At 71.7% G+C, this 23,218-nt stretch carries 12 protein-coding genes; 9 read left to right on the forward strand and 3 right to left on the reverse strand.

From position 1 onward, the window contains the following. Positions 1–2: 2 nt before the first annotated feature. The 3 genes from I4Q55_RS34910 to I4Q55_RS34920 are packed head-to-tail and all read left to right on the forward strand — an operon-like array spanning position 3 to position 2,930. Positions 3–950, forward strand: a complete 948-nt coding sequence (locus tag I4Q55_RS34910; RefSeq protein ID WP_307793397.1) for a sugar ABC transporter permease — start codon at positions 3–5, stop codon at positions 948–950. Continuing rightward, positions 950–1,777: a carbohydrate ABC transporter permease gene (locus tag I4Q55_RS34915; RefSeq protein WP_206794220.1), complete on the forward strand. Its 828-nt coding sequence runs from the start codon at positions 950–952 to the stop codon at positions 1,775–1,777. The genes I4Q55_RS34910 and I4Q55_RS34915 overlap by 1 nt, the downstream gene beginning before the upstream one ends. 1 nt (position 1,778) lies before the next feature. Continuing rightward, positions 1,779–2,930: a mandelate racemase/muconate lactonizing enzyme family protein gene (locus I4Q55_RS34920; protein ID WP_206794222.1), complete on the forward strand. Its 1,152-nt coding sequence runs from the start codon at positions 1,779–1,781 to the stop codon at positions 2,928–2,930. A gap of 343 nt (positions 2,931–3,273) precedes the next feature. Here the strand turns inward: I4Q55_RS34920 and I4Q55_RS34925 are convergent, their stop codons facing one another. The 3 genes from I4Q55_RS34925 to I4Q55_RS34935 all read right to left on the reverse strand — a co-directional run bounded on the left by I4Q55_RS34925 (position 3,274) and on the right by I4Q55_RS34935 (position 5,543). Next, the gene (locus I4Q55_RS34925; RefSeq protein ID WP_206794224.1) at positions 3,274–3,504 is read right to left on the reverse strand and encodes a hypothetical protein; all 231 of its coding nucleotides are present in this window, start codon (positions 3,502–3,504) and stop codon (positions 3,274–3,276) included. A gap of 141 nt (positions 3,505–3,645) precedes the next feature. Next, positions 3,646–4,875 (reverse strand): HNH endonuclease signature motif containing protein, encoded by a 1,230-nt coding sequence (locus I4Q55_RS34930; RefSeq protein ID WP_206794226.1) that lies wholly within the window; start codon positions 4,873–4,875, stop codon positions 3,646–3,648. A 152-nt stretch (positions 4,876–5,027) separates the two neighbouring features. Beyond that, positions 5,028–5,543 carry a hypothetical protein gene (locus I4Q55_RS34935; RefSeq protein ID WP_307793398.1) on the reverse strand — a complete coding sequence of 172 codons (516 nt, stop codon included), beginning with the start codon at positions 5,541–5,543 and terminating at the stop codon, positions 5,028–5,030. Between the two features lie 37 nt (positions 5,544–5,580). Here I4Q55_RS34935 and I4Q55_RS34940 point away from each other — a divergent pair, with 37 nt between their 5' ends. From I4Q55_RS34940 to I4Q55_RS34965, 6 genes are all read left to right on the forward strand, one after another. Next, on the forward strand, positions 5,581–5,946 hold the full coding sequence (locus tag I4Q55_RS34940; RefSeq protein WP_307793399.1) for a MarR family transcriptional regulator: 366 nt from the start codon (positions 5,581–5,583) through the stop codon (positions 5,944–5,946). Positions 5,947–6,001: 55 nt separating this feature from the next. Further along, positions 6,002–7,180, forward strand: coding sequence for a serine hydrolase (locus tag I4Q55_RS34945; protein WP_206794230.1), 1,179 nt, complete (start codon positions 6,002–6,004; stop codon positions 7,178–7,180). Between the two features lie 257 nt (positions 7,181–7,437). Further along, positions 7,438–10,461 carry a DEAD/DEAH box helicase gene (locus I4Q55_RS34950; protein ID WP_206794232.1) on the forward strand — a complete coding sequence of 1,008 codons (3,024 nt, stop codon included), beginning with the start codon at positions 7,438–7,440 and terminating at the stop codon, positions 10,459–10,461. Continuing rightward, positions 10,454–11,173 carry a hypothetical protein gene (locus I4Q55_RS34955; protein ID WP_206794234.1) on the forward strand — a complete coding sequence of 240 codons (720 nt, stop codon included), beginning with the start codon at positions 10,454–10,456 and terminating at the stop codon, positions 11,171–11,173. Before I4Q55_RS34950 ends, I4Q55_RS34955 begins: the two co-directional genes overlap by 8 nt. Positions 11,174–11,276: 103 nt before the next feature. Continuing rightward, positions 11,277–11,954, forward strand: a complete 678-nt coding sequence (locus I4Q55_RS34960) for a helix-turn-helix domain-containing protein (protein ID WP_206794237.1) — start codon at positions 11,277–11,279, stop codon at positions 11,952–11,954. 240 nt (positions 11,955–12,194) lie between these two features. Continuing rightward, positions 12,195–23,120, forward strand: coding sequence for a calcium-binding protein (locus I4Q55_RS34965; RefSeq protein WP_206794239.1), 10,926 nt, complete (start codon positions 12,195–12,197; stop codon positions 23,118–23,120). The last annotated feature ends 98 nt before the right edge of the window (positions 23,121–23,218 follow it).

The following is a 23,218-nucleotide window of genomic DNA, read 5'->3' on the forward strand; positions in this document are numbered from 1 at the left end:
CCGTGACCGGGTACTCTCCCGCCCCGGTGGACCGGGCCCCGGCCCGGCCCGCCGGGGGCCCCGCGCCGGTCCGGCGCGCCCCGCGGGGAACGCGGCTCGAGCGCTTCGCACCGCTCGTCTTCGTCGCCCCGGCCGTGCTGGTCGTCGTCCTGCTGCGGCTGTGGCCGCTGCTGCTCGGCGTCAACTTCTCCTTCACCGGGGACGGCGTCCGCAACGGCATGGCGGTCGGCTTCGACAACTACGTGACATTGTTCGGCGATCCGCTGTTCCGCACCGCGCTGCGCAACGTCGGGCTGCTCGTGCTCCTGCTCCCGGTCGCGGTCGCCATCCCCGGCCTGCTCGCCACCTTCATCCACCTGAAGGTGCCGGGCCACCGGGTCTACCGCGGCGTCTACTTCTTCCCGGCCGTGCTCTCCCCGGTGATCGTCGGGGCGATCTTCAACCTGCTGCTGGCCTTCGACGGGCCGGTGAACGCCCTGCTGGGCCTGGTGGGCCTCGGCCCGGTGGACTGGCTCGGCGATCCCGACGTGGCGATCTTCGCCGTCGTCGGGGTGCACGTCTGGGCGACGTTCGGCATGGCGCTGGTCGTCTTCCTCGCCGGTTTCTCCACTTTGGACTCCTCGCTGCTGGACGCGGCCAAAGTGGACGGTGCGTCGCTGCCGCAGACCATCCGGCACGTGATCGTCCCCGGCCTGTCCCGCACCATCCAGTTCGTCTTCGTCACCACCATGATCGGGATGCTGACCTCGATGTTCGGCCTGCTGTACGTGATGACCAGCGGCGGCCCGGCCGGCTCGACCTACCTGCCCGAGTACTACGTCTGGTTCCAGCAGGGGCACCTGAACCAGCCCGCGCTCGCCTCCGCGGCGTCGACGGTGCTGTTCCTGATCATGCTCGTGGTCGGCATGGCCCAGATCGGCATCCTGCGCCGCGCGGGAAAGGAGGACTGATGCCGGGTTCCCGGCTGACGAAGTGGCTCGCCGCCGTCCCGATGGCCGCACTGGCCCTGGCGACGATCTACCCCCTGGTGTTCACCGCGAACGTCGCCATGAAGGACCGCCGCGAATACACCCTCGACCGGTTCGCCCCGGCCGGCGCGCTGCGCTGGGACAACGTCGCCAGGGCGTGGACCAGCGTGGGGATGTCGCGGTACTTCCTCAACTCGGTCGTCGTCGTGGTGTGCTCGGTGGCGGTGCTGCTGCTGCTCGGGTCGATGGCCGGCTTCGCGCTCGGCCGACTGCGCTTCCGCGGGTCGTCCGTGGTGTTCCTGGGCATCCTCGCCGCGCTGTTCGTGCCGTTCCAGGTGATCATGGTCCCGCTCGCGCGGATCATGGCGGGCACCGGGCTCATCGACACCTACCCCGGGCTGGTGCTCGCCTACGTGGCGCAGTTCCTCCCGTTCACGGTCTTCCTGATGACCAGCTTCTACGCGGCCGTGCCGCCGGAGATCGTCGACGCCGCCCGCGTCGACGGCACCACCCTCTACGGCGTCTACTGGCGGATCATGCTGCCGCTGGGTGCCCCGGCGCTGTTGTCGGTCGGGGTGCTCAACGCCCTCTTCTGCTGGAACGACGTCCTCATTTCGCTGCTGCTGATGCCGTCCGCCGAGCACCGCACACTGATGGTCGGGGTGACCGCGCTGCGCGGGCAGTACTCCGCCGACATCCCCACGTTCGCCGCGGGGGTGCTGATCGCCGCGGTGCCGGTGCTGCTCGTCTACCTGTTCCTGCAACGCCAGATCGCCGACGGGGTCACCGCCGGGTCGACGAAGGGATGAAATGCGCATCACTGGTTTCCGGGCCCTCACGACCGTCCAGGACTGGGGCCGCCCGGTCGGCGACGCCAACGGCGTCCACGCCGGCGGTGTCGTCCGGATGCCGATCGTCGTCGTCGAGACCGACGAAGGCGTCACCGGCGTCGGGCTCGGGTCACACGTGCAGGCGGAGACCGTCTTCGCCGCGATCGAGGGCGAAGACCCGCGCGGCGTGACGGCGCTCTACGACCGCATGCTGCGCCGGACGTTCAAGGCGGGGCACGCCGGCGCGGTGTTCGGCACCATCGGCGCGTTCGACACGGCGTTGTGGGACATCAAGGCGAAGCTGGCCGGCGAACCGCTCTGGCGGCTGCTCGGCGGCCGGGACCGCCGCGTGCCCGCGTACGCCTCGGGCCTCGACATCGCGCTGGACGACGACGAGCTGGCCGAGCTGTACCGGACGTACGCCGGTCACGGGCTGCGCGCGGCGAAGCTCAAGGGCGGCCTGGACGTCGACCGCGACCGGCGCCGCCTGACGCTGGTCCGCGACGTCCTCGTCGAAGCCGGCGGCGGCACCCGTCCGGGCCTGATGCTCGACGTCAACGAGAACTGGACGCGCAAGCAGGCCGTCCGGCACGTCGGCGAGCTCGAACGGACCCTCGACCTGACCTGGATCGAGGAACCGGTGCGGCGCTGGGACGTCGAGGGGCACGCGACCGTCGGCCGCGGCGTCCGCGCCTCGGTAGCCACCGGGGAGAACCTGACCGGGCTGGAACAGCACCGGCCGCTGATCACGGCCGGGGCGGTCGACGTCGTCCAGACGGCCGCGGGCTGGGGCGTCACCCACTTCCTGCGGGTTGCCGCCTTCGCCCACGCCCACGACCTGCCGGTCAGCCCGATCGGCACCACCCCGGTGGGACTGGCGCACGCGGCGACGGCGGTGCCCAACCACCTGGTGACCGAGCTGCAGGACCTCCACCCCCCGGTCGGCATCTCCCTGGAGCACGAAATAGGCGACGGCGCGTTCATCCTCGGCGACGGCCCCGGCCTGGGGGTGTGCCTCGACGAGGCGGCCATCGCGGCGGCCGGGCACCGGCTGCCCGACCCGGCATCGGACGGTTCCCACATCCGGCCCGACCGCGCCGGTTACCACCTGCTCCCGGCCTTGGGAGCCTGAGCGGGTTTCGCTGGGACCTCCCCGTCGGGCAGCCGCTACGCGGAGGTGACCGACGGGGAGGCCCGCGCGGTGGTCGACGTGGCGTGGGAGGTGGGGATCCGGCTCTTCGTCACCGCGCCGCACGACGGGCCGGGTCGCGCCGAGCGCCGGCGGGCTGTTCACCAAGGTCGGCCGGCTGCTGGTCCCGGACCCGGCCGGCCCGGCGACGAGGGGTTCGTGGTCCCGGCGACCCGACGCCGGGAGTGGGACGGCGTCCGGCACCTCGGCCGGGTGGACGGTCTGGGAGGAGGTGAACCAGTGGCGGCTGCCCGTCCGGTTCGTCCGCGGTCCGATGTGGACATCGCTATTGCTCGCGGGCCGCCACACGCTGCTGGAGCAGCCGGCGGAGCTGCTCCAGCTGTGTGCCCGGTGTCGAGGTGGTTGCCGCCGGGATGTTCAACTCCGGGCTGCCGGCCGGCCAGGACGTGCCGGACGGCGCCACCCACCACGGAACCACCCTCCCGGCGGTGACGGCGGCGGTCGTCGGAGCCCGCACGCAGACGGAGATCCGGGCGGCCGCGGCGGCTCTGGCCACGCCCCTGCCCCGGCGAGTTGTGGGCGGAAGGCCTGCTCGACGCCGACGCCGACGCCCCAGAGCCTGTGCCGAAGTCGTGTCGAGCTGGTGTGCTCGTGGGTGTGGGCCCGTAGCCGTGGGGCTGCGGGCCTTTTCCCGTGTTCATGCTGTGAATGGGAGTGGTTCGTGGAGGTTGTTGCGCCTTGGTTTGCGGCGTCGGTCGATGAATACCGGTGGCAGGAACTCCGGCAGGCCGTCGGTGGCGATGCGGACTTCCCAGCCGGAGCGGTGCAGGAGCCGGTGGTGGTGGGCGCACATCAGCACCAGGTTGGTGAGATCTGTGGGGCCGCCGTCTGCCCAGTGCCGGATGTGGTGACCTTGACAGTGCCGGGGTGGCCGATGACAGCCCGGGAACGCGCAGCCTCGGTCGCGGAGGAAGAGGGCGCGGCGGAGTCCGGCGGAGATGAGGCGGCGGAGGCGGCCGAGGTTGAGGGGTTCGCTTTTGTCGCCGAGGACTGCGGGGATGATCATGGCGTCGCAGGCGTGCACCCGCGCTTCGGCGGCGGTCATGGCGCCGGTGTCGCCGAGGGTGGCCTTGCCGACGCCGGATTTCAGGTCTTCCAATGACACGGCGACCATGAGGTGGGCGCGTTCTCCGGCCTGCATCGGCAACTCCGGAGAATTCAGAGCCAGGTCGACGGCATCGGAGAAGGCATCCCCGTAACGCTGCGGGGTGGTGCGAAAGTCGGGACCCTCGTCGCCGGTGCGGCGCTCGGCCAGGGCATCCAGCAACGCGTGGGCGCGGGTGCCTGTCTCATCGTCGAACCGGCCGCTCAGTTCCCAGATGCCGGTTCTTTTGCGGCGCAGGAACAGCTCCCGGGTCGGGGCGGCGGGTTCGGTGTCGTCGGGGGCGGGCCCGTCGGGGACGAGGTGGGCGAGGATGCGGGCGCCGAGGGCGGCGACCTGCTTGTGCCCGGCCTCCTCGGCGAAAGCCAGCAGGTTGGCCTCGGCACTCACGCCATGCTCGGGCGGGACCTGGGTCAGGACGTTGGTGATCACGTCGATCATCGGGTTGCTCAACCGCCCGGCGCGGGCGGCAGCGCCGGTGGCGGGCGCGAGTGCGGGGATGGGGCTGCCGTCGAGGTTGCGGCCGGGGTTGAGCAGGCGGGCGCGTTTGATCAGCCGTTCCGTAGCCGGCTTCGGCATATCGGCCAGATGCTCCAGCAGGCGGGCGGCGGAGCGGTAGCCGAACAGCTCCATCACCCCCCGCTGCTCGATTTCCACCAGCACCGCACCAAGTTCGGCCTCAGCGGACCGCATCGACGCGACTAGCTCACTGAGGCGGTCGGCGAGAGCCACCGCCTCGGAGGAGAGAGCCGCGTCGTTGGTCATGTCTCCAAGTTACCGGCGATCGAACACAGGGTCATCACTCGATACGGTGGGAACAAAAGGTAAAGCCGCTGTCCGCACCCGAGAACACCGAAAACCACGCCACGGCGAAGCCGTGCTTGAAACCCAGCCACCTCTTCTCGCCGCCCGAGGTTCTACCGGTCCATAGTGGACGGTCGTGGCCGAGACGGCTCCGCGGCGCCCGGCTCGGCGGCGGGACGCACGCGGAAGACCTGGCGGACCAAGCCGATCCCCCAGACGAGCGTCAACGCGATCACCGTGGGGTTCTTCAGGAACAGCAGGACGGCGAGGTAAGTCTGCCGGGCGGGCTCGGGTAGCAGCGTCGCCAGGACGTGTTCGGCCAGGACTTCGAAGACGAGGACGGCCGCGCCGAGGAACGCGCTCTGCCACAGCAGGCTGCGCCAGTGCTTGCGCGCGAACGCCCGGCCCGCGCTCCAGCGGAGGGTCAGTCCGCGCATTGCGAGGCGCCAGAGCAGGACCACCAGGACGATCCGGGCGGCCAGGACGACGACCTCGGAGGCGAGGGCGGCGCCGTGGGGGATCTGCCCAGTCCAGTTGACCACGAACAACCGCTGGATCGAGGCGATCGACGACAGGCCCACGATGGGCCGCCAGTTGCCGGCGTAGCAGCGCCAGGTCCAGCTCGGCACTTCCAGTGCTCGCCTCAGGTCGCCGTTCCACGAAGCGGTGGGCGCGAGCCTGGGCGTGACGGCGGTGGACCAGCGCGCCCTCGCGATGATCGCGGCCGCCGGTTCGATGTCGGCGGGGGACCTGGCCAAGCAGATCGGCCTCACCCCGGGCGCGGTGACGGGGCTGGTCGACCGGCTCGAGCGCGCGGGGCTCGCCCACCGCGCACCGGACCCGGCCGACCGCCGCCGGCTCGTGATCACGGCCGTGCCCGGAGCGTTCGGAAAGGTCTTCGCCGGCCTCGACGCGGCCATGGCCGAGCTGAGCGGCCGCTACACCCCGGCCGAGCAGGCGGTGATCGCGGACTGGGTGACGCGCACGATCGACGTCTTGCGTGCGCAGACCCGGTTGCTCACGAAGCGGTGATGCCGTCCGCCCGGGTGCGCTACCGTTGCCGGGTCCGCAGACACCGGGGGGAATCATGCGTCGACTGGTCGTCTCCGCCGCTTGCGCCGTGCTGCTGGCCGGCGGCACCGGTACCGCCGCCGCGGAACCGGACTCGCGGCAAACCGCGTTGGACGTCGCCGTGCAGGCCGGGAACGTCGGGATGATCGCCGTCGCGGCGGATCCGGGTGGGCGGTGGCGGGGGCGGGCCGGGGTCGCCGACGTCGTCACCGGGGCGAAACCCGATACCGGTGGGCGGTTCCGCATCGGCAGCGTGTCCAAGACGTTCACCGCGACGCTCGTGCTCAAGCTCGCCGCGAAGGGCAGGCTGCGGCTGGACGACCCGATCGCGAAGTACCTGCCCGGCCTGCTGCCGTACCCGGAGCCGATCACCGTGCGGCAGCTGCTGCAGCACACCAGTGGCGTGCCCCGGGACCTGGCGCCGCAGTACACCTGGACCACCGCCGAGGAAGTGGACACCGAACGCTTCGTGCACTTCGGCGAAGTCGAGGCGATCCACGGCAGCACCGTGCAGCCGCTGCTGTTCCCGCCGGGCACGAGCTGGGCGTACTCCAACACCGGCTACAACGTGCTGGCCCTGCTGGTGGAGAAGCTCACCGGCCGGGAGTTCGAGCAGGTGCTCGCCGACTGGATCACCGGGCCGCTGCGCTTGGCGGACACCTTCCTGCCGCGGGACTTCCCGTGGGTCCCGCGCCCGGCCCTCCGCGGGTACGAGCAGCTCTACCCGGCGCCGCGGGGGCTGACGGACGTCACCGTCTACAACTTCAGCCGCTACTTCGGCGCGGGCAACATCATTTCGAGCGCGGCAGACCTGAACCGCTTCTTCCACGCGCTGGTCGGCGGCGAGCTGTTGCCGGCCGACGTGCTGGCGCAGATGAAGACCACGGTGCCGTGGCCGGGCGAGGGCGGGCTGGTCGGCTACGGGCTCGGGCTGATGCGCATTTCCCTGTCCGGGATCTGCGGTCCCGGCGCCCCCGATGTCTGGGGCCACGGCGGAGACGTGCCCGGGTACAACACGTGGAGCATGAGCGACGCGGCCGGCACGCGGGGGATCACGGTCGCGTCGAGCCCCGACCTGACGGCCTCGCCCGCCGCGGCGTCCCGCCGGATCCTGGCGATGGTCACGGAGTTCTGTACGCCGGACCTGCCGGCGGCCCCGGAACGCGCCGCGCGGATCCAGGCCGCGCTGCGTTGACGCGGGTTGCGCCGACCCCCGCCCGCGCCGGGCGGCCGGGCTCGTGCCGCAGCCCCGAGCCGGCGTGGGTCGACAGCGTGGCCCGCGGCGCCGCCCGGCTTCGGTCGCGATACTCGGCGAACAGGCCGGCCGGTGCCGGTACCGGCTTTCGAGGTCGGGCCGGACGGTGACCGCGGCCCGGTGAACATCCCGCCGGCGGCGGCGGCCGGGCCCCGTCGTGCGACGATCGGCGGGGAACCCGGACCGGAGGAAGACCCTTGCCCCTCGTGCACGCTCTGTGGTCTCCGGGCCGCGGCCTGGTTCTCTGGGCGGAGCACGACCGGCGCCCGGTGGGCACGTCGAGCCGCTCGACGCGGATCGCGCTCTCGCACCCGTTCGCCGTCTCCAGCTCGGACCTGACCGCTCTGCATCCCGGCAAGCCCACCTCGGTGACCTTGCTGCTGCCGTCGCGGGCGAACCGGCCGCTCGCCGCCACCGAGCTGCAGGCAGGCGGCAAGCCACGTGGCCCGGCGCCGTCGCTGCGGGCGTGGTCCGTGCCCGCGTTGGTCGTGGACGCGGCCGAGCTGGACGACCTCGACTGCTCCGCCTCCTACGGCGCTTCGGTCACCCACCTGCAGGCCGTTGCCCGCCTGGCCGGGGATCTGGTGCGCCGCGGTCGGGTACTGCCGACGCTGCTCCGGCGGGGCGACGCGGCGGAGGCCCGGTGGCGCCCGGTGCTGCAGGGCGTGGACTTCGTCGCGTTCGACGCGCTGGTGGCGGCCATGCCGCCGGTCGGGCGGGCCGAACAGATCGCGCCGCTCATCGGGGCCTCGCCGCGGGCGCTCGGCACCGATGCCCTGCACACCCTGGTCGACGCCGCGGTCCGGGACCGGCTGGCGCGGGCCGAGCCGCCCGTCGACCTGCGTGGGGGCCAGGGCGCGGCCGGGGTGTGGCTGGCCGCTCTGCAGGGCGGCGATCCCCGCGTCGACCTGCCACTGGACGAACTCCGCGTCCTGGCTGAGGCCGTCGCGAAGTGGGACGAGGTCGCCGACACCGACGTCGTCGACGGCCGGGCCTGCTTCCGGCTGGCCGAGGTCCGCACCCTGCGGCAGCCGGACGCGGACGATCCCGACGACCAGACCGGCGACGGCACCAAGTGGCAGCTGCAGTTCCTCCTGCGTGCCACGGCCGATCCGAGCCTGCTGCTGTCGGCCGGGCAGATCTGGTCCGGCGAGGCGAACGGCCTGGTCCGGGACCCGCGGGGACTGCTCGTCGCCGAACTGGGCCGGGCCGCGCTGGTGGAACCGGTGCTGGCGCCGGCCCTGCGCCGGACGCAGCCGTCCGAGTACGACCTGACCGTCGAAGAAGCCGAACGCTTCCTCACCTCGGGGGCGAACCGGCTGATCGAGGCCGGGTTCGAAGTGCAGCTCCCGGCCACCTGGGACGGCCGGCGCCGGCTCGGGCTGCGGCTGTCCGTCCGCAGCACGCCGGCCGAGCAGGTCGTCGCCTGCACCCGGGTCGGCCGCGACGAGCTCGCCGCGTTCCGCTGGTCGATCGCGGTGGGCGACGACGAGATCGGCGAAGAAGAGCTGGGCAGGCTCGTCGCGGCGAAGACACCGCTGGTGCGGCTGCGGGGGCGGTGGATCAGCGTCGACGCCGACCGGCTCCGCGCCGGTCTCGAGTTCCTGCGCCGGGACCCGGCCCGGCAGAACCGCCGCCCCACCGCGGCCGAGCTGCTGGAAACAGTCCACTTGGGACTGGAGACGCCGCTGCCGGTCGTCGACGTCCGCGCCGACGGCTGGGTCGGGGACGTCCTGGCCGGGCGGGTCCGGCAGACGCTGCGGCCGGTCGAGCTGCCGCCGTCGTTCCAGGCCACGCTGCGCCCCTACCAGCAGCGGGGCGTGGCCTGGCTCGCGTTCATGTCGGCGCTGGGACTCGGCGCCTGCCTGGCCGACGACATGGGCCTCGGCAAGACCGTCCAGACGCTGGCGCTCGAAGCGCTCGAGCGGGCGGACGGCGAGCGCCGTCCGACGCTGGTGCTGTGCCCGATGTCGCTGGTCGGCATGTGGCAGCGGGAGGCGGCGAACTTCGCCCCGGGCCTGCGGGTCCACGCCCACCACGGCAGTGCGCGCGGGCACGGGGACGCGCTCGCCGCGCAGGTGGCCGCGGCCGACCTCGTCGTCACGACCTACGCCACCGCCGCCCGCGACGCCGGCGAGCTCGAGACGTTCGACTGGCGACGCCTGGTGCTCGACGAAGCGCACGCCATCAAGAACGCCGACACCGCGACGGCCAAGGCGGTGCGCCGGTTCCCGGCCGGGCACCGGCTCGCGCTCACCGGCACGCCGGTGGAAAACCGGCTGGCGGACCTGTGGTCGGTGCTGGACCTGCTCAACCCCGGGCTGCTCGGCAGCAGGTTCGAGTTCCGGCAACGGTTCGCCGTCCCGATCGAGCGCCGGGGCGACACCGCCGCGGCCGCCGCGCTGCGCCGGCGCACCCAGCCGTACCTGCTGCGCCGGGTGAAGACCGATCCCGCGATCGTCCCCGAGCTGCCCGAAAAGATCGAGATCCGGCAGGAGTACCGGCTCACCCGCGAACAGGGCACGCTGTACCGCGCGATCGTCGAGGAGATGATGAAGAAGATCGAGGACAGCCAAGGCATCAAGCGCCGCGGCAACGTCCTCGCCGCGATCACGAAGCTCAAGCAGGTCTGCAACCACCCCGCGCACCTGCTGCACGACGGTTCCCCGATCGGCGACCGCTCCGGCAAGGTCACCCGCCTCGAAGAGGTCCTGGCGGAAATCCTCGCCTCGGGAGACCGGGTGCTGTGCTTCACGCAGTACACCGAATTCGGCCACCTGCTCGTGCCCCACCTGGCGGACCGGCTCGGCACCGAAGTCGGATTCCTGCACGGTGGCCTGGCCAAGGGGGCGCGCGACGCGATCGTGGACCGCTTCCAGTCCGGCGCCGGGCCGCGGATCTTGTTGCTCTCGCTCAAAGCCGGCGGCTCCGGGCTCACGCTGACCGCGGCCGGCCAGGTGCTGCACCTGGACCGCTGGTGGAACCCGGCCGTGGAGAACCAGGCCACCGACCGGGCGTTCCGGATCGGGCAGGGCCGCACCGTCCAGGTGCGGAAGTTCCTTTGCCCGGGCACCATCGAAGACCGCATCGACACCCTCATCACCAAGAAACGCGCGCTCGCGGGAATGGTGGTGGGCGAAGGCGAATCCTGGCTCACCGAACTGTCCACCGACGCGCTGCGCGAGGTGCTCACCCTGGGGGAGGACGCGATCGATGACTGAGCCACTCCCGTGGTGGGCGACCCGGTTCGTCCGCGCGTTGACGTCGATCGGCGTCCCGCTGCCGGCGAAGGGCCAGGGGCGCGTCGCGTCCTTGACGGTCGGTGCCGGGCGGGTCGACGCCGAGGTGCGCGACGGCCGGCCGCACCAGGTGCGGATCGGCCTGGCGGCGTTCGGGAAAGCGGACTGGGCGGCGATCACCCACGCCCTCGCCGCGAAGGCGTCGCTCACCGTCCAGCTGCTGGGCGGCGAGCTGCCCCGCGACGTCGAACAGGTCTGCCAAACGGTCCGGCTGCCCTTGTTCCCGTCGGCGGCCCGCGAGGTTTCGCTGGACTGCACCTGCCCGGCCGCCGAAGTGCCCTGTGGCCACCTGAACGCCGTGTTCTCCGCGCTCGTGGCGCGGGTCGCGGAGGATCCGTTCACCGTCCTCGCGCTGCGCGGCCGGAACCGGGAGGCGCTGCTCGAGGAACTGAAGCACCGGCTGATCTCCGCCGAGCCACTCCACCCCGGCGACGGGTCCCCGGCCCTGACCGACGTCATGGCCACGTTCTTCGCCGGTGGTCCGGCCCCGGGCCTCGGTGGTGCGGCGCCATTGCACGCGCCGCGGACGGCGTCCGACGTGCTCCTGGACCAGGCGCCGCCGTTCGCGATCACGGTGGGTGGCGAAGTCGTCGCCGATCTGCTCCGGCCGGCCTACCGGGCCCTCACCGGTTAGCAGGGCGGGCCCTCACCCACCTGTGGGAGGTGCCGTAACGACGTGGCGACGCGGCGCGACTTGCCCCCCGGCACGGCCATTCGGCCCAGGAGGGGAGGCGTCGATGTTCACGGACGGCTCTGACTTGCGGCTGGTCGAAGAGGCCGGGCGGGCTCCGGGCCGGAGTGTGCTGGCCGGCGCGTTCGCGCTGCTGGAGGCACTCGCCGACGCGAAGGCCGAACTGGGACTCACCGAGGCCGCCCGCCGGGCGGGGCTGCCCAAGTCCACCGCGCACCGGCTGCTGGAGCAGCTGTGCGGGATGGGCGCGGCCGAGCACCGCGTCCGCGGCTACGGCGTCGGGCCGATGTTCGGCCGCCTGTGCGACGGCCGCGACCGCGGGCACGCGTGGATCCGCGCCGCCGCCGGACGGCCCGCGGTCCGGCTGGCCAAGCTCTCGCGCACGGACGTCGTGGTGTGCGTGCTGTCCGCCGCCGAGGTCCTGGTGGTCGCGACGTTCGCCGGCCACTCGGCCCGGCTGCCGGTGGTCCGGCCGGGCACGGTCCTGCCGCCCCCGACCCCGTTCGCCGACGTGCTGCTGGGCGGGTGCGGCACGGGAACCGGCCCGGAGGTGGCCGGGCGGAGCTGCGCCGCGGCCCCGATCCACGCCCCGGACGGCCGGGTCGTCGCGGCGCTGGGCGTCCTGAGCCCCTCGGCCGACGAGCTACCGCGGCTGCGGCCGCTGGTGACGTCCGCCGCCGCGGAGGCCGGGCGCGAGCTGGCGGAACCGCTGCACCTCCGCTGAGCGACCCCGGCAAAGCGCCCCAAGGTGGCCTTGGTTGCGTTCAACGCACCGAAGGCCGCCTTGGGTGCGTTGGACGCACCGAAGGCCACATTGGGGCGCTTGGGGACAGGAGCCGAGGGGCGCGGCGGGTCCGGGTCCACTGAGCGGACCCGGCTCTTCCCGAAGATCCGTCCCTTTTGTCAGTCTCGCCCGGTGAGCGGCGCCGGTCTTCCGTGCGCCCGCGACAGTGGAGGTTGACCCATGGGCTCCAGACGCTGGCTCGGACTGACCACGGCGTTCGCGCTCTCGCTCGGCGGCATCGTCGTGACCGCCGCTCCGGCCCGGGCGGCCGACCCCGGTGTCACCACCCTGGTGAACGCCCTCGCCGCCCCCGCGAACAGCTTCGCGGCCTGGTCGAAGGGACTCGGCACGCTCGGCCAGCTCGCCAAGGCGCTGCCCGCCGTCCAGACCAGCCCCGGCGCGGCGCTCGGGTTCGACACCCTGGCGCAGGAAGCCTTCCACACCGGGACGAAGAAGCTGGCCGACGCCGTCGACGACGCCGATCTCGACATCGACCAGCCGATCAGCCTCAGCGCCGACCGCACCGGGACGCTGAAGACCACGCTGACCTCCGTCGGCGAGGACAAGCGGCTCGACCTCACCCTCACCGTCTCCCGCGTGCTGCAGGACCAGGCGCTGAGCGTCCCGCTGCCGATCGGTGGCGGCACCAACGCGCCGCAGTCGGCCTTCTCCTCGACCGGCGGCGTGCGGCTCACCGTCAGCACCACGATGAAGCTGAGCCTCATCTGGGACAAGGCCCACGACAAGGCCTACTTCGTCAACGACGGGACCACCCCGGCCTTCACCGTCGACGCCGAAGCGGGCTTCCCCGACGCGAACGCCGTCAAGGCGGTCAAGGCCGCGGTCGGCATCCTCGGCGTGCGGCTCGCCGACGATTCCTCCCTCGACCTCAAGGCGCACTTCGCGGCCACGATCAACGATCCGGACAACGACGGGAAACTCGCGTTCACCAACTTCGACGGCACCGCCGGCGAGCTCGCCCAGAACGGTTCGCTGGCCGGCCTGGTCAGCTTCGGCTTCGCGAGCCCGGCCGGGTCGCTGACCGGCTCGCTGCACCTCGCCGCCGCGCCGGCGAGCTCGTTCTCCCTCGAACTGCCCGCCGTGGACGCCAAGATCGGCATCCAGTGGCCCGACATCGCCACCGGCACCCCGCAGATCGTGCCCGAGGGCATCGACACGGTCGGCCCGTTCCTCAACATGACCCCGCGCGACCTGGCCACCGGCCTGGCCCAGCTGGCCACGACACTCACCTCGATCCAGCGCGCGAAGTGGGGCGACGCCGCGAACCCGGTCGGCAACCTCGACTTGCCGTTCCTCAAGGGCACCCTCGCCGACGCGATCCAGCTCAACGAGTCGATCAAGAAGTTCCTGCAGGACAACACCAAGACCGCCGCGGACCCGGCACAGGCCGGCGAGCCGCTGTTCGTGTCCCTGCAGGAGATGCTCGACAAGCTCAACACCGCGGCGAACCTCCCCGGTGGCGGCAAGATCGGCGTCTCCGACGTCCACTTCCCACCGGGCACGACCAAGCTCGACTTCAAGATCACGATCTCGCGCCAGGCACCCACGACGGCCGTCGACCTCAACGCGGCCGCGGCGGCGGCGTCCGGTCCGGCGGGCAGCCCGGGGAAGACGACCTACACCCAGACCACGCTCAAGGACGAGAACCAGAAGTGGAAGCCGGGGGAGTTCGCGGGACGGCACGTCGTCGCCGGAGCCGCCGGGGCGACGGTAGAGAACAACAACGAGAACACCCTGTTCCTGCAGGCGCCCGGCTGGACGCCGGTCGTCCCCGTCGCCAACGCGCCCTACACGATCTCCGGGATGCAGGGTGACGTCGGTGTCGTCCAGCTCGGCAACGACCTCAAGACCGGTGGCCGCGGTGTCGGCGAAGCCAACGCGGTCAACGCCACCGCGAAGGTCAAGCCGTCCTACGACGCCGCCGTCACGCTGGTGCTCGACCTGCGGAACCCCACCGTGCACAACCCGCCGATCGAGCAGAAGAACCCGGACGGCAGCACGATCCTCGTCGGCGCGACGCCGACCGGGCCGGACCGGGTGCTGCTGCGCACCGCCGGCGCTCCCTCGCTGTTCACCGCGGACTTCCCGATGGACGCCGACGTCGACATCTTCGCCAACGCCGGTTTCCTCCAGGTGGAGCTCAAGGGCGCGGCCCACGTCTGCCACCCGGACGCGGGCGCCGACTGCGGCGGGACCCCGGACGCCGACGACCACATGCTCCAGGTGAAGCTCAAGGACCAGGGTGACCTGACCTTCGGCGCGGTCGTGGACAAGCTGCTGCACGACCCCGGCGCGCTGCTCGACTTCCAGGTCAGCGTCCGCGGCGCGGGCGGGGTCGACGCGAGCGCGCCGGGCACCGGTGACTTCCTCAAGGGCGCCACCGCGCACGCCGGGTTCACCTGGAACGACCTCACCAAGCTCACCGGCTCCGACGGCCCGCAGTTCAGCACGAGCGACCTGTCCGAGCTGGCGAACTTCGACTTCGACCCGGCCAACCCGAAGGCGCTGTTCTCGATCGTCCTCAAGACGCTGCAGACGCTCAACGCGTCGATCAGCGACGCCTCCCCGGCCGGCGCCGCGGTGTTCGGCACCAAGATCCCGCTGGTCGGCCGCTCGCTGCGGGACCTGCTGCGAGCCGACGAAGCCGGCTCCGGCCCGAAGGTGACCTACGGCGCCAACTCCGTGAAGGACACCGCGCGCAGCGTCGAGAAGGGCAACGCGTTCCCGCAGACCCTCATCGGGCGCACGGTCGTCGCCGGGACCCAGGTGGGCATCGTCGGCAGCGTCACGGCGGACACCCTCGTCCTGGCCGGGCCGTGGGCCAGCCAGCCCTCGCCGTCGACGGCCTACGTGATCCGGTCCGAACTGGACGACGTCATCTCGATGCTGGAAGCGGCGCCGTCGGACAACCTGCAGCGGCTCGTCCAGACGATCAACGAGCGTTTCAAGGGCAGCGCGCCGGTGCAGTTCGAGTACGCCGACCTCGCCGGGACGCCGTCGCTGATCATCCGGCTGGACTGGAAGCGCGCCTACCACACCAGCACCCCGGTGCAGTTCGACTTCAGCCTGCCCGCGGGCACCCAGCGCGTCGCCGGCGTGCAGGGCGAAGGCTCGGTGTCGCTGGGCGTCGGCGGCGAGGTCAAGATGGGCCTGGTCGTCCCGTTGCAGCCGGGTTCCGGCCCGGCCGACGCGAACGCCCTGCGCATCCTGGACGACTCCAAGATCGGCGTGCAGCTCGACGCCGCCGTGGAGAACGCCACCATCGCGACCACCCTCGGCCCGCTGACCGTCTCGCTCGGCAACCCGAAGTCGGCGGACAAGGCGACCGCGAAGGCGTCCTACTCGCTCGACCTGGCCAAGAGCGGCGGCACCGGTACGCCGGTGACGTTCTCCGAGTTCGTGGGCGCGGTCGGCCCGTCGGTCAACGCCGCGAGCACGGCGGTGAACTGCGGCCTCGACGGCAGCACGCCACTGGGCCTGTGCGCCAAGTTGCCGCTGTACATCAGCGAAGACGGCGGCGCGACCTACGGCAAGGTGATCACCGACGACACCAAGGCGAACGACTTCGCGTTGCGCCTGCCCAAGTCCACGACGCCGGACGACTACTTCGACCTCGGCGGCGCCGCCATCGACGGCCACCCGCGGCTGGAGACCCCGGACCCGACGCTGCTGGGCCAGGAGCTGGCCAAGCGGCTGATCGACTTCGGCAGGCTCGACGGCCTCGACAGCTACCTCAACCTGGTGGAGCAGGCCCTCAACACCGCCAGCTTCGGCGGCAAGCTGCCGCTGCTCGGCGACGACCTCCAGCAGGGCGCGGACTTCATCGGCAAGCTGCGCGCGGCGATCCACACCGCGCTGGACCAGCTGCCCGCCGACGGGCACTTCACCGACATGGCCGCGGTGCGCGGCTGGGTGAACGACCAGCTCGGCGCGAAGCTCGCCGCCGCCGGCCTCAACCCGGACACCGTCACCGTCGACACCGTGTGCAAGACGCGGCTGGGCACGGTCGGCGTCCCGACGGTCGCGCTGCACGAAGGCGCCACGGCGGCCGACAAGACCTACCGGTACGTCATCGCGTCCTACGCCACGATCAACGGGGAGAAGAAGCAGGCCAAGGCGAGCGACCCCGGCTCGATCACCACCGGCCCGGCCACACTGTCCGCAACGGACTCCCTGGACATCTCCTGGGAACCGGTCGACAGCGCTTCCGGGTACATGGTGTTCCGTGAGGAAGGCGGCGTCTTCAAGCTCATCGCGGACGTCACCGGCACCAAGACGACCGACACCGGCGCCGCGGCCATCGGCGGGGCCCCGGAGAACCCGGCCGAGAACCCGCAGCCGCACGACTGCGCGTACAACGACCTCGACGCCGTGACGATCAGCCTCAACGTCAGCCAGGGCGACTTCAGCGGCGACCTGCTCAACTGCGCCGGGCTGCCGGCCGGCCACGAGTGCCTGAAGAAGTCCGTGCCGCTGGACCTGGGCATCCCCGGGTTCTCGCTCAAGGCCGACGGCGGCGCGGGCCCCGAGGTCCAGCTCGGCTGGCGGCTGCACCTGGCCATGGGCATCAGCCGCAGCGAAGGGTTCTTCGTCATCACCAAGGACTCCGCGCAACCGGAGTTCGCGGTCGGGCTGAACGTCACCCTGCCGCAGAAGATCAACGCGCAGCTGGCGTTCATCAACATCACCGCGGAGAACTGCACCAAGGACCTGAGCGCGGACGACTGCAACGCCGCGGCCGCGCCCCCGGCCAACGCCGTCCTGCCACTGTTCGGCGGCGCGTTCAAGATCGACCTGATCGCGCCGGACGACCCGACCAACGGCCGGCTGCACCTGACCGACCTGCAGAACGCCGGACTCGACCGGCTCGCCGACGTCAAGCTGCACGCGAGCGCGGACATCAACTGGCTGCTCAAGGCGCGGCCGGGTGACGACGCCGGGTTCCCGGGCATCCAGGCGAACTTCCGCCTGCACTGGGCGTGGAACAACGTCAAGCCGGGCACCAACAGCGCCGACGGCGGCAACAGCCCGCTGACGCTGGCGTTCGACAAGGTCGCCATCGACAGCGGCGAGATCTTCGGGAAGATCCTCGGCCCGATCGTCAACAAGGTCAAGCAGGTGACCGGCCCGCTCGACCCGGTGATCAAGACGCTGTACGCGCCGATCCCGGTGCTGTCGGACCTGTCCCACCTGGCCGGCGGCGGCGACGTCACGCTCGTTTCCCTCGGCAAGGCGTTCAGCACGATCGCGGGTGGCCCGGACCTGAAGTTCGTCGACACGATCGCGGGGATCATCACCTTCATCAACAACTTCCCGACGTGCACGACCACGTGCCTCATCCCGCTCGGCTCGTTCGAGCTCGGCGGCCAGAAGGCACTCGACACCACAGCGACCCCCGACAACACCGAAAGCCTGATCAGCACCAAGAAGGACGCCGGGGGCGGCACCACGTTCGCGCCGCTGCTCGACACGATCAACGGCAAGAACTCCAACCCGAACTCGGTCAACCCGATGACCACCCAGGCGTCGGCGGCCGGCTTCAGCTTCCCGGTGTTCGAGAAGCCGGCGTCACTGTTCAACGTGCTGCTCGGCGGCGACGTCGACCTGGTCAAGTTCGACTCCGGGCCACTGCGCCTCGGCTTCGACTGGCGCCAGCAGTTCGGGCCGGTGTACGCGCCGCCGCCGGTGGTGATCACCCTGCACGGCTCGGCGTCGGTAACCCTGCGCATCGTCGCGGGCTTCGACACCTACGGCATCCGCAAGGCGTTCGAGGCGGCCCGCGCGGGCACCCTCGACCTCGGCACCGTGGGCAACGCGTTCCTGCAGAGCCTGTTCTTCTACACCACGGAAAACGGCAAGCCGATCCCGGTGGTGACCTTCACGGGCGAGATCGCGGCCGGGGCCGCGGTCACGGCGGTGATCATCACGGTCGGCATCGAGGGCGGGCTCGGCCTCACGGTTTCGTTCCTGTGGAACGATCCCAACCACGACGGGAAGTTCCGGATCACGGAGTTCCTGCAAACGGCGTTGAACAACCCGATATGCCTGTTCACGGTGTCCGGGCGGCTCTACGTCTTCCTCAAGCTGTACGTGACGGTCGGGTTCGGCCCGTTCTCGGTGTCGTTCAGCTTCACGATCGTCGACGTCACCCTGCTCGACTTCACCGCGACCCCGAACTGCACACCACCACCGCCGAAGCTCGGCGGGCTGAGCGGCGACGGGAAGACATTGGTCGTGTACGCGGCCGCGCTCGGCCACACCGCGCAACGCGGCGGCGGCGCGGGTGACCCGTACGAGTCGAACAACCAGGAGAAGGACACCGTCAAGATCACTTCACTGCACGACTACGCCAACCCGGCGAACCCGGCGTTCACCGGCGTGGCCGTGGACATGCTCGGCATCCGGCGCGAGTTCCGGAACCCGAACATCGAACGCGTCATCGTCGACGGCCGCGGCTACGCCAAACCGATGAGCGTCACGTTCATCGGGGACGCCAAGGCCGACACCACCAAGACCGGCCCACCACCGCCGACCGCGCAGTTCGACCGTGACGCCGTCGTGTTCGGCGGCACCAAGAACGACCAGATCAAGACCGGTATCGGCCACTCATGGGTCGACGGCGGCGCCGGCGACGACGTCATCGTCACCGGTGACCGGACCGTGCTCGCCGCGAACAAGACGAGCTACGTCCGCGACGACGCGAAAGCCCGCGTCGCGGGTGGTCCCGGCGTCGACAGCATCACCGTCGGCAACGGCGTGGACATCGTCGCGGGCGACTCGAGCCTCGGCGCGCCCCCGGTGACGTCGATCGGCCTGAAGGAACTCAAGAACGACGGCCGCGACAGCGGCGACCCCCTAACAGACGGCACCGGAGGGCCGAGCGTCTCCGTGCCGAACTGGGCGCTGCTGCCCGATCCGGCGGGCGGCACCGGCACCGGCGACGCCGGCGACACGATCAAGGTGGGCCTGGCCAAGTCGACCGCGTTCGGCAACGGCGGCGACGACACCCTCGGCGTCTCGGCCGACGACCCGCTGAAGGACGTGCCCACCTATCCGCAGGCGCTGTTCGTGTCGCAGGGCGCGACGCTCGTCGGCGGCGACGGCAGCGACCGGTTCGCCGGCGGCACCGGGCCGGACAAGATCTACCCGGCGGCCCAGGTCGATCCCGGCATCGACGGCTACGGCTCGGACGACGCCAACACCTCCGGCGGTCCCGAAGGCGGGCCGATCAACACGATCGACACCGGCAGCGGCAACGACACGGTCTACGGCGGCAAGGGCCAGGACCGCGTCACCGGCCACTCCACCAAGGACCAGCACGACGACTTCCGCGGTGGCGGCGGCAACGACATCCTGTTCGGCGGCTTCGGGCCCGACACGCTCTACGGCGGCCCGGACGACGACTACGTGATCGCCGAACCGTCCACTCTGGACTTCCCGAACCCGGGGAAGACCGACGGCTTCGGGCCGTTCTACGTCGTCACGCACACCCCGCTGCCGCAGGGCGTGACGCCGTCGCCCAAGACACTGGTCGGTGGCCTCGGCTTCGACCACGTCATCGGCGGTGACGGTGGCGCGGACGTCTACGGCGACAAGCAGACGACGCCGTGCAAGGCGGGGACGCCGATCCCGTCGACCCCGGTCGACGAGTCGGTGAACGACCCGCTCGACGGCAACGACCGGATCATCGGCGGCGCGGGCGTGGAGAACGTCCGGGCCGGTGGCGGTGACGACAACGTCGATGCCGAAGCGGCGAACGACCTGGTGTGCGGCGAGAAGGGCAAGGACGCGCTGCACGGCGGCCGCGACGCGGACCAGGTCTGGGGCGGCTCGGACGACGACGCCGTCCACGGCGACGCCGGGGCGGACATGCTCTATGGCAACGACGGCGCCGACACGATGTTCGGCGGCGACGACCCCGACACCATCGAGGGCAACAACGGGACGGACTGGGTCTCCGGTGGCCTGGCCGGCGACACGATCGTCGGCGGCACCCGGGCGGCCGGCCAGCCCGACGACGGCGACAAGCTGTTCGGCGACACCGGCCCCGACACGATCATCGGCGACAACGGTGATCCGCTGGTGCCCGGCGGCCCGGTGTTCGACCTGGCCAGTGCCGACCCGGCGCTGGGCGGCGACGACACGATCTCCGGCGGCTTCGACAACGACGCGTTGTTCGGCGGGCTGGAGAACGACACGGTCTTCGGCGGGAAGGACCCCGACCGCATCGAAGGCAACCCGGGTGCCGACACGCTGAACGGCGAGACCGGCGCCGACGACATCATCGGCGGCAGCCACCAGACGCCGGGCGACCCGGCGGTCAAGAACGCGGCCGGCTACCCCGACGCGGGCGACACGATCTCCGGCGGCGACGCCGACGACGTGATCACCGGCGACAACGCCACGATCACCGGTACAGGCGGCGGCGACACCGGCGACCCGGTCACGCGGGGCCGCGGGCTGTCGGCCGGACGGCACGTGGTGCTGTTCGACCTCGGCTACACGCCGGTGGCGGGCACGTCCGGCGGAGATTCGATCTTCGGCGGCGAGGCCACGGACGTCATCTACGCCCAGGGCGGCACGGACACCGTGCACGGCGACGCCGGCGACGACTACGGCGAGGGTGGCCAGGACGCGGACAAGCTGTTCGGCGAGTCCGGGCAGGACGACCTCGTCGGCGGCTCGTCGTACGTCGAGTCGGGCACCGGCCAGGGCACGGCGGGCCAGCTCGACACCGGCGACACCATCTCCGGTGGCGACGACGCCGACCTGATCACCGGCGACAACGCCTTGCTGACGCGGGACGCGGGCATTCCGAAGAGCCCGATCACGCAGGGCCGCTTCGACACCGACGCGCAGGGCGCGGCGCCGATGGTCCAGCGCAGCATCCAGCTGTACGACCTGGGCGACGGGCCGGTGCCGAACACCTCCGGCGGCGACGACATCACCGGGGACAACGGCTGCGACGCGATCCTCGGCCAGTCGGGCAACGACCGGCTCAAGGGCAACGCCGACGGCGACTACGCCGAAGGCGGTCCCGGCCGGGACTGGATCGAAGGCAACGGCGGCGACGACGACCTCGTCGGCGGCAGCTCGGTGATCTTCGGTACCGACACGGCGTTGACCACGCAGGGTCAGCCGGACATCGGTGACGTCGTGTTCGGCGGCACCGGGGACGACGTGGTGCTGGGCGACAACGCGATCACCGACCGGATCGCGCCGCCGTCGCCGTACCTGCTCCGCGTGGGCAGCACCGGGACGTTCGAGACGCAACGTTCGCTGCGGCTGCTCGACCTCTCGTGGAGCAACGGGTTCCTCGGCGCGCCGGCGCGTCCCGTCGCGGGCGGGGACCAGCTGTCCGGTGGTGGCGGCGTCGACGTGGTCTTCGGCCAGGACGGCGACGACCAGATCTCCGGCGGCGCGCACGACGACTACGCCGAGGGCAACGGTGGCCACGACACGATGTTCGGCGACCGCACCCTGGCCGAAGCCGGGATCCCGATCACGCCGCCGAACCCGGTGTGGCCGGGCGCGGCCTCGGGCGACCTCGGCGACGTCTCCGCACCCAACGGGCAGGACGACCTGCTCGGCGGCAGCTCCCTGGCGGTCTTCCGCGACACGGCCGACGACGTGCACGGCGACGGCGCCGCCGACTTCGTCCTCGGCGACGGCGGCACCGCGGTGCGGGACATCGTGGACCAGACCGGCAAGCCGGTGGCGCTCGGCGACGACCTGTCGAAGGTGTCGCTGCCGCTGACGAACCGGATCTACGCCAAGCGCTACCCGGCGACCCCGCCGGTGGGTGCGGCGTTCGTCCGCCACGGCGCGGGCGGCGCTCCCACCCGCTTCTGCACCACCACGCAGGCCACGTGCGAGGCGCTCGGCGCGTCGGGCGGGGACAACCTGTGGGGCGACGCGGGCGAGGACACGTTGTACGGCCAGGACGGCAACGACCTGATGCACGGCGACACCGGCACGACGACGGCTCCGGGCGACGGCGCCGACGACATGTACGGCGAGCTGGGCGACGACCGGATGTGGGGCACCGGCGGCGACGACGCCATGGTCGGCGACCGCGGCGGCATCGTCGACGTGTACCAGGACGGCTCGAACAAGTTCGTGATCGACAACAGCCAGGTGCCCGCGATCCACTACGAGGGCTTCCTGCCCGGCTCGGTCACCCGGCAGGTCGACCTGCAGCACGACGTCAACGGCGACGCGTTCGCGGCACCGGGCAACGCACCGGCGATGCCCCACCGCGGTGACCTGGAAGGAGGCACCGACCGCATCCGCGGCGGCGACGACCACGACTCGATCCACGGCGGCTTCGGCGACGACCTGGCCAACGGCGATTCGGGCGGGGACATCGTCTTCGGCGACGACGGCGCGGACGTGCTGTGGGGTGGCAAGGGAAGCACCGACCCGGCCAACCCGAACGACCGCGGCGTCAACGACTCGCTCGTCGACTACGTCCTCGGCGGCAAGGGCGCGACGTCCGGCCCGTCGGTCGATCCGAACACCGGAGCGCTGGGTTCGGACATCATCGACTGGCGCCCGCGCGGCACGTACGGCACGCCGGGTCAGACGACGTGCACGGCGAACCCGTGGCCGCAGACGTTCGGCAACGGCAAGAACGCGGTGACGGTGGACCCGTGCACGTGGTTCGAGCTGACCGAGTTGCACAACGCCGACGTCGCGGACAACCAGCACCACCAGGGCATCGACTGGATCTACGGCGGCTGGGACCGTGACGTGCTGCAGGCCGACGTGGCCGACAACGGCCCCAACCAGGGCGACCGCCTGCTGGACTGGGGCGGAGCGTACAACCTGTACACGCACTGCAACGCGGCCTACGGCGGCTACAACGACGTCCGTCAGTTCAGCCCGACGCACCAGGACTTCCTGCAGCGGTGGGCGTACTCGCTGGGCGCCGGCCAGGCGGCCGGGGACGTGACCACGGCAGGCACGTCCGCGTTCGACGAGCTGGCGCTGGTGTACCAGTCCGACCTGCAGGAGCACGGGTCGGGACCGGCGTTCCCGACCACGCCGGGGCATTTCGACAACCCGAACGCCTGCGCACCCTGACAGGGAGGAAGAGCCACGGCGGGCGCCCCGAATCCCGGGCGCCCGCCCGGCAGGCCGACCCAAGGGGCAAAATGCAAAAAGATTTGGCACATAGGCGT

Origin of the sequence: Amycolatopsis sp. MtRt-6 (assembly GCF_017308975.1) — a bacterium.
Lineage (GTDB): Bacteria > Actinomycetota > Actinomycetes > Mycobacteriales > Pseudonocardiaceae > Amycolatopsis.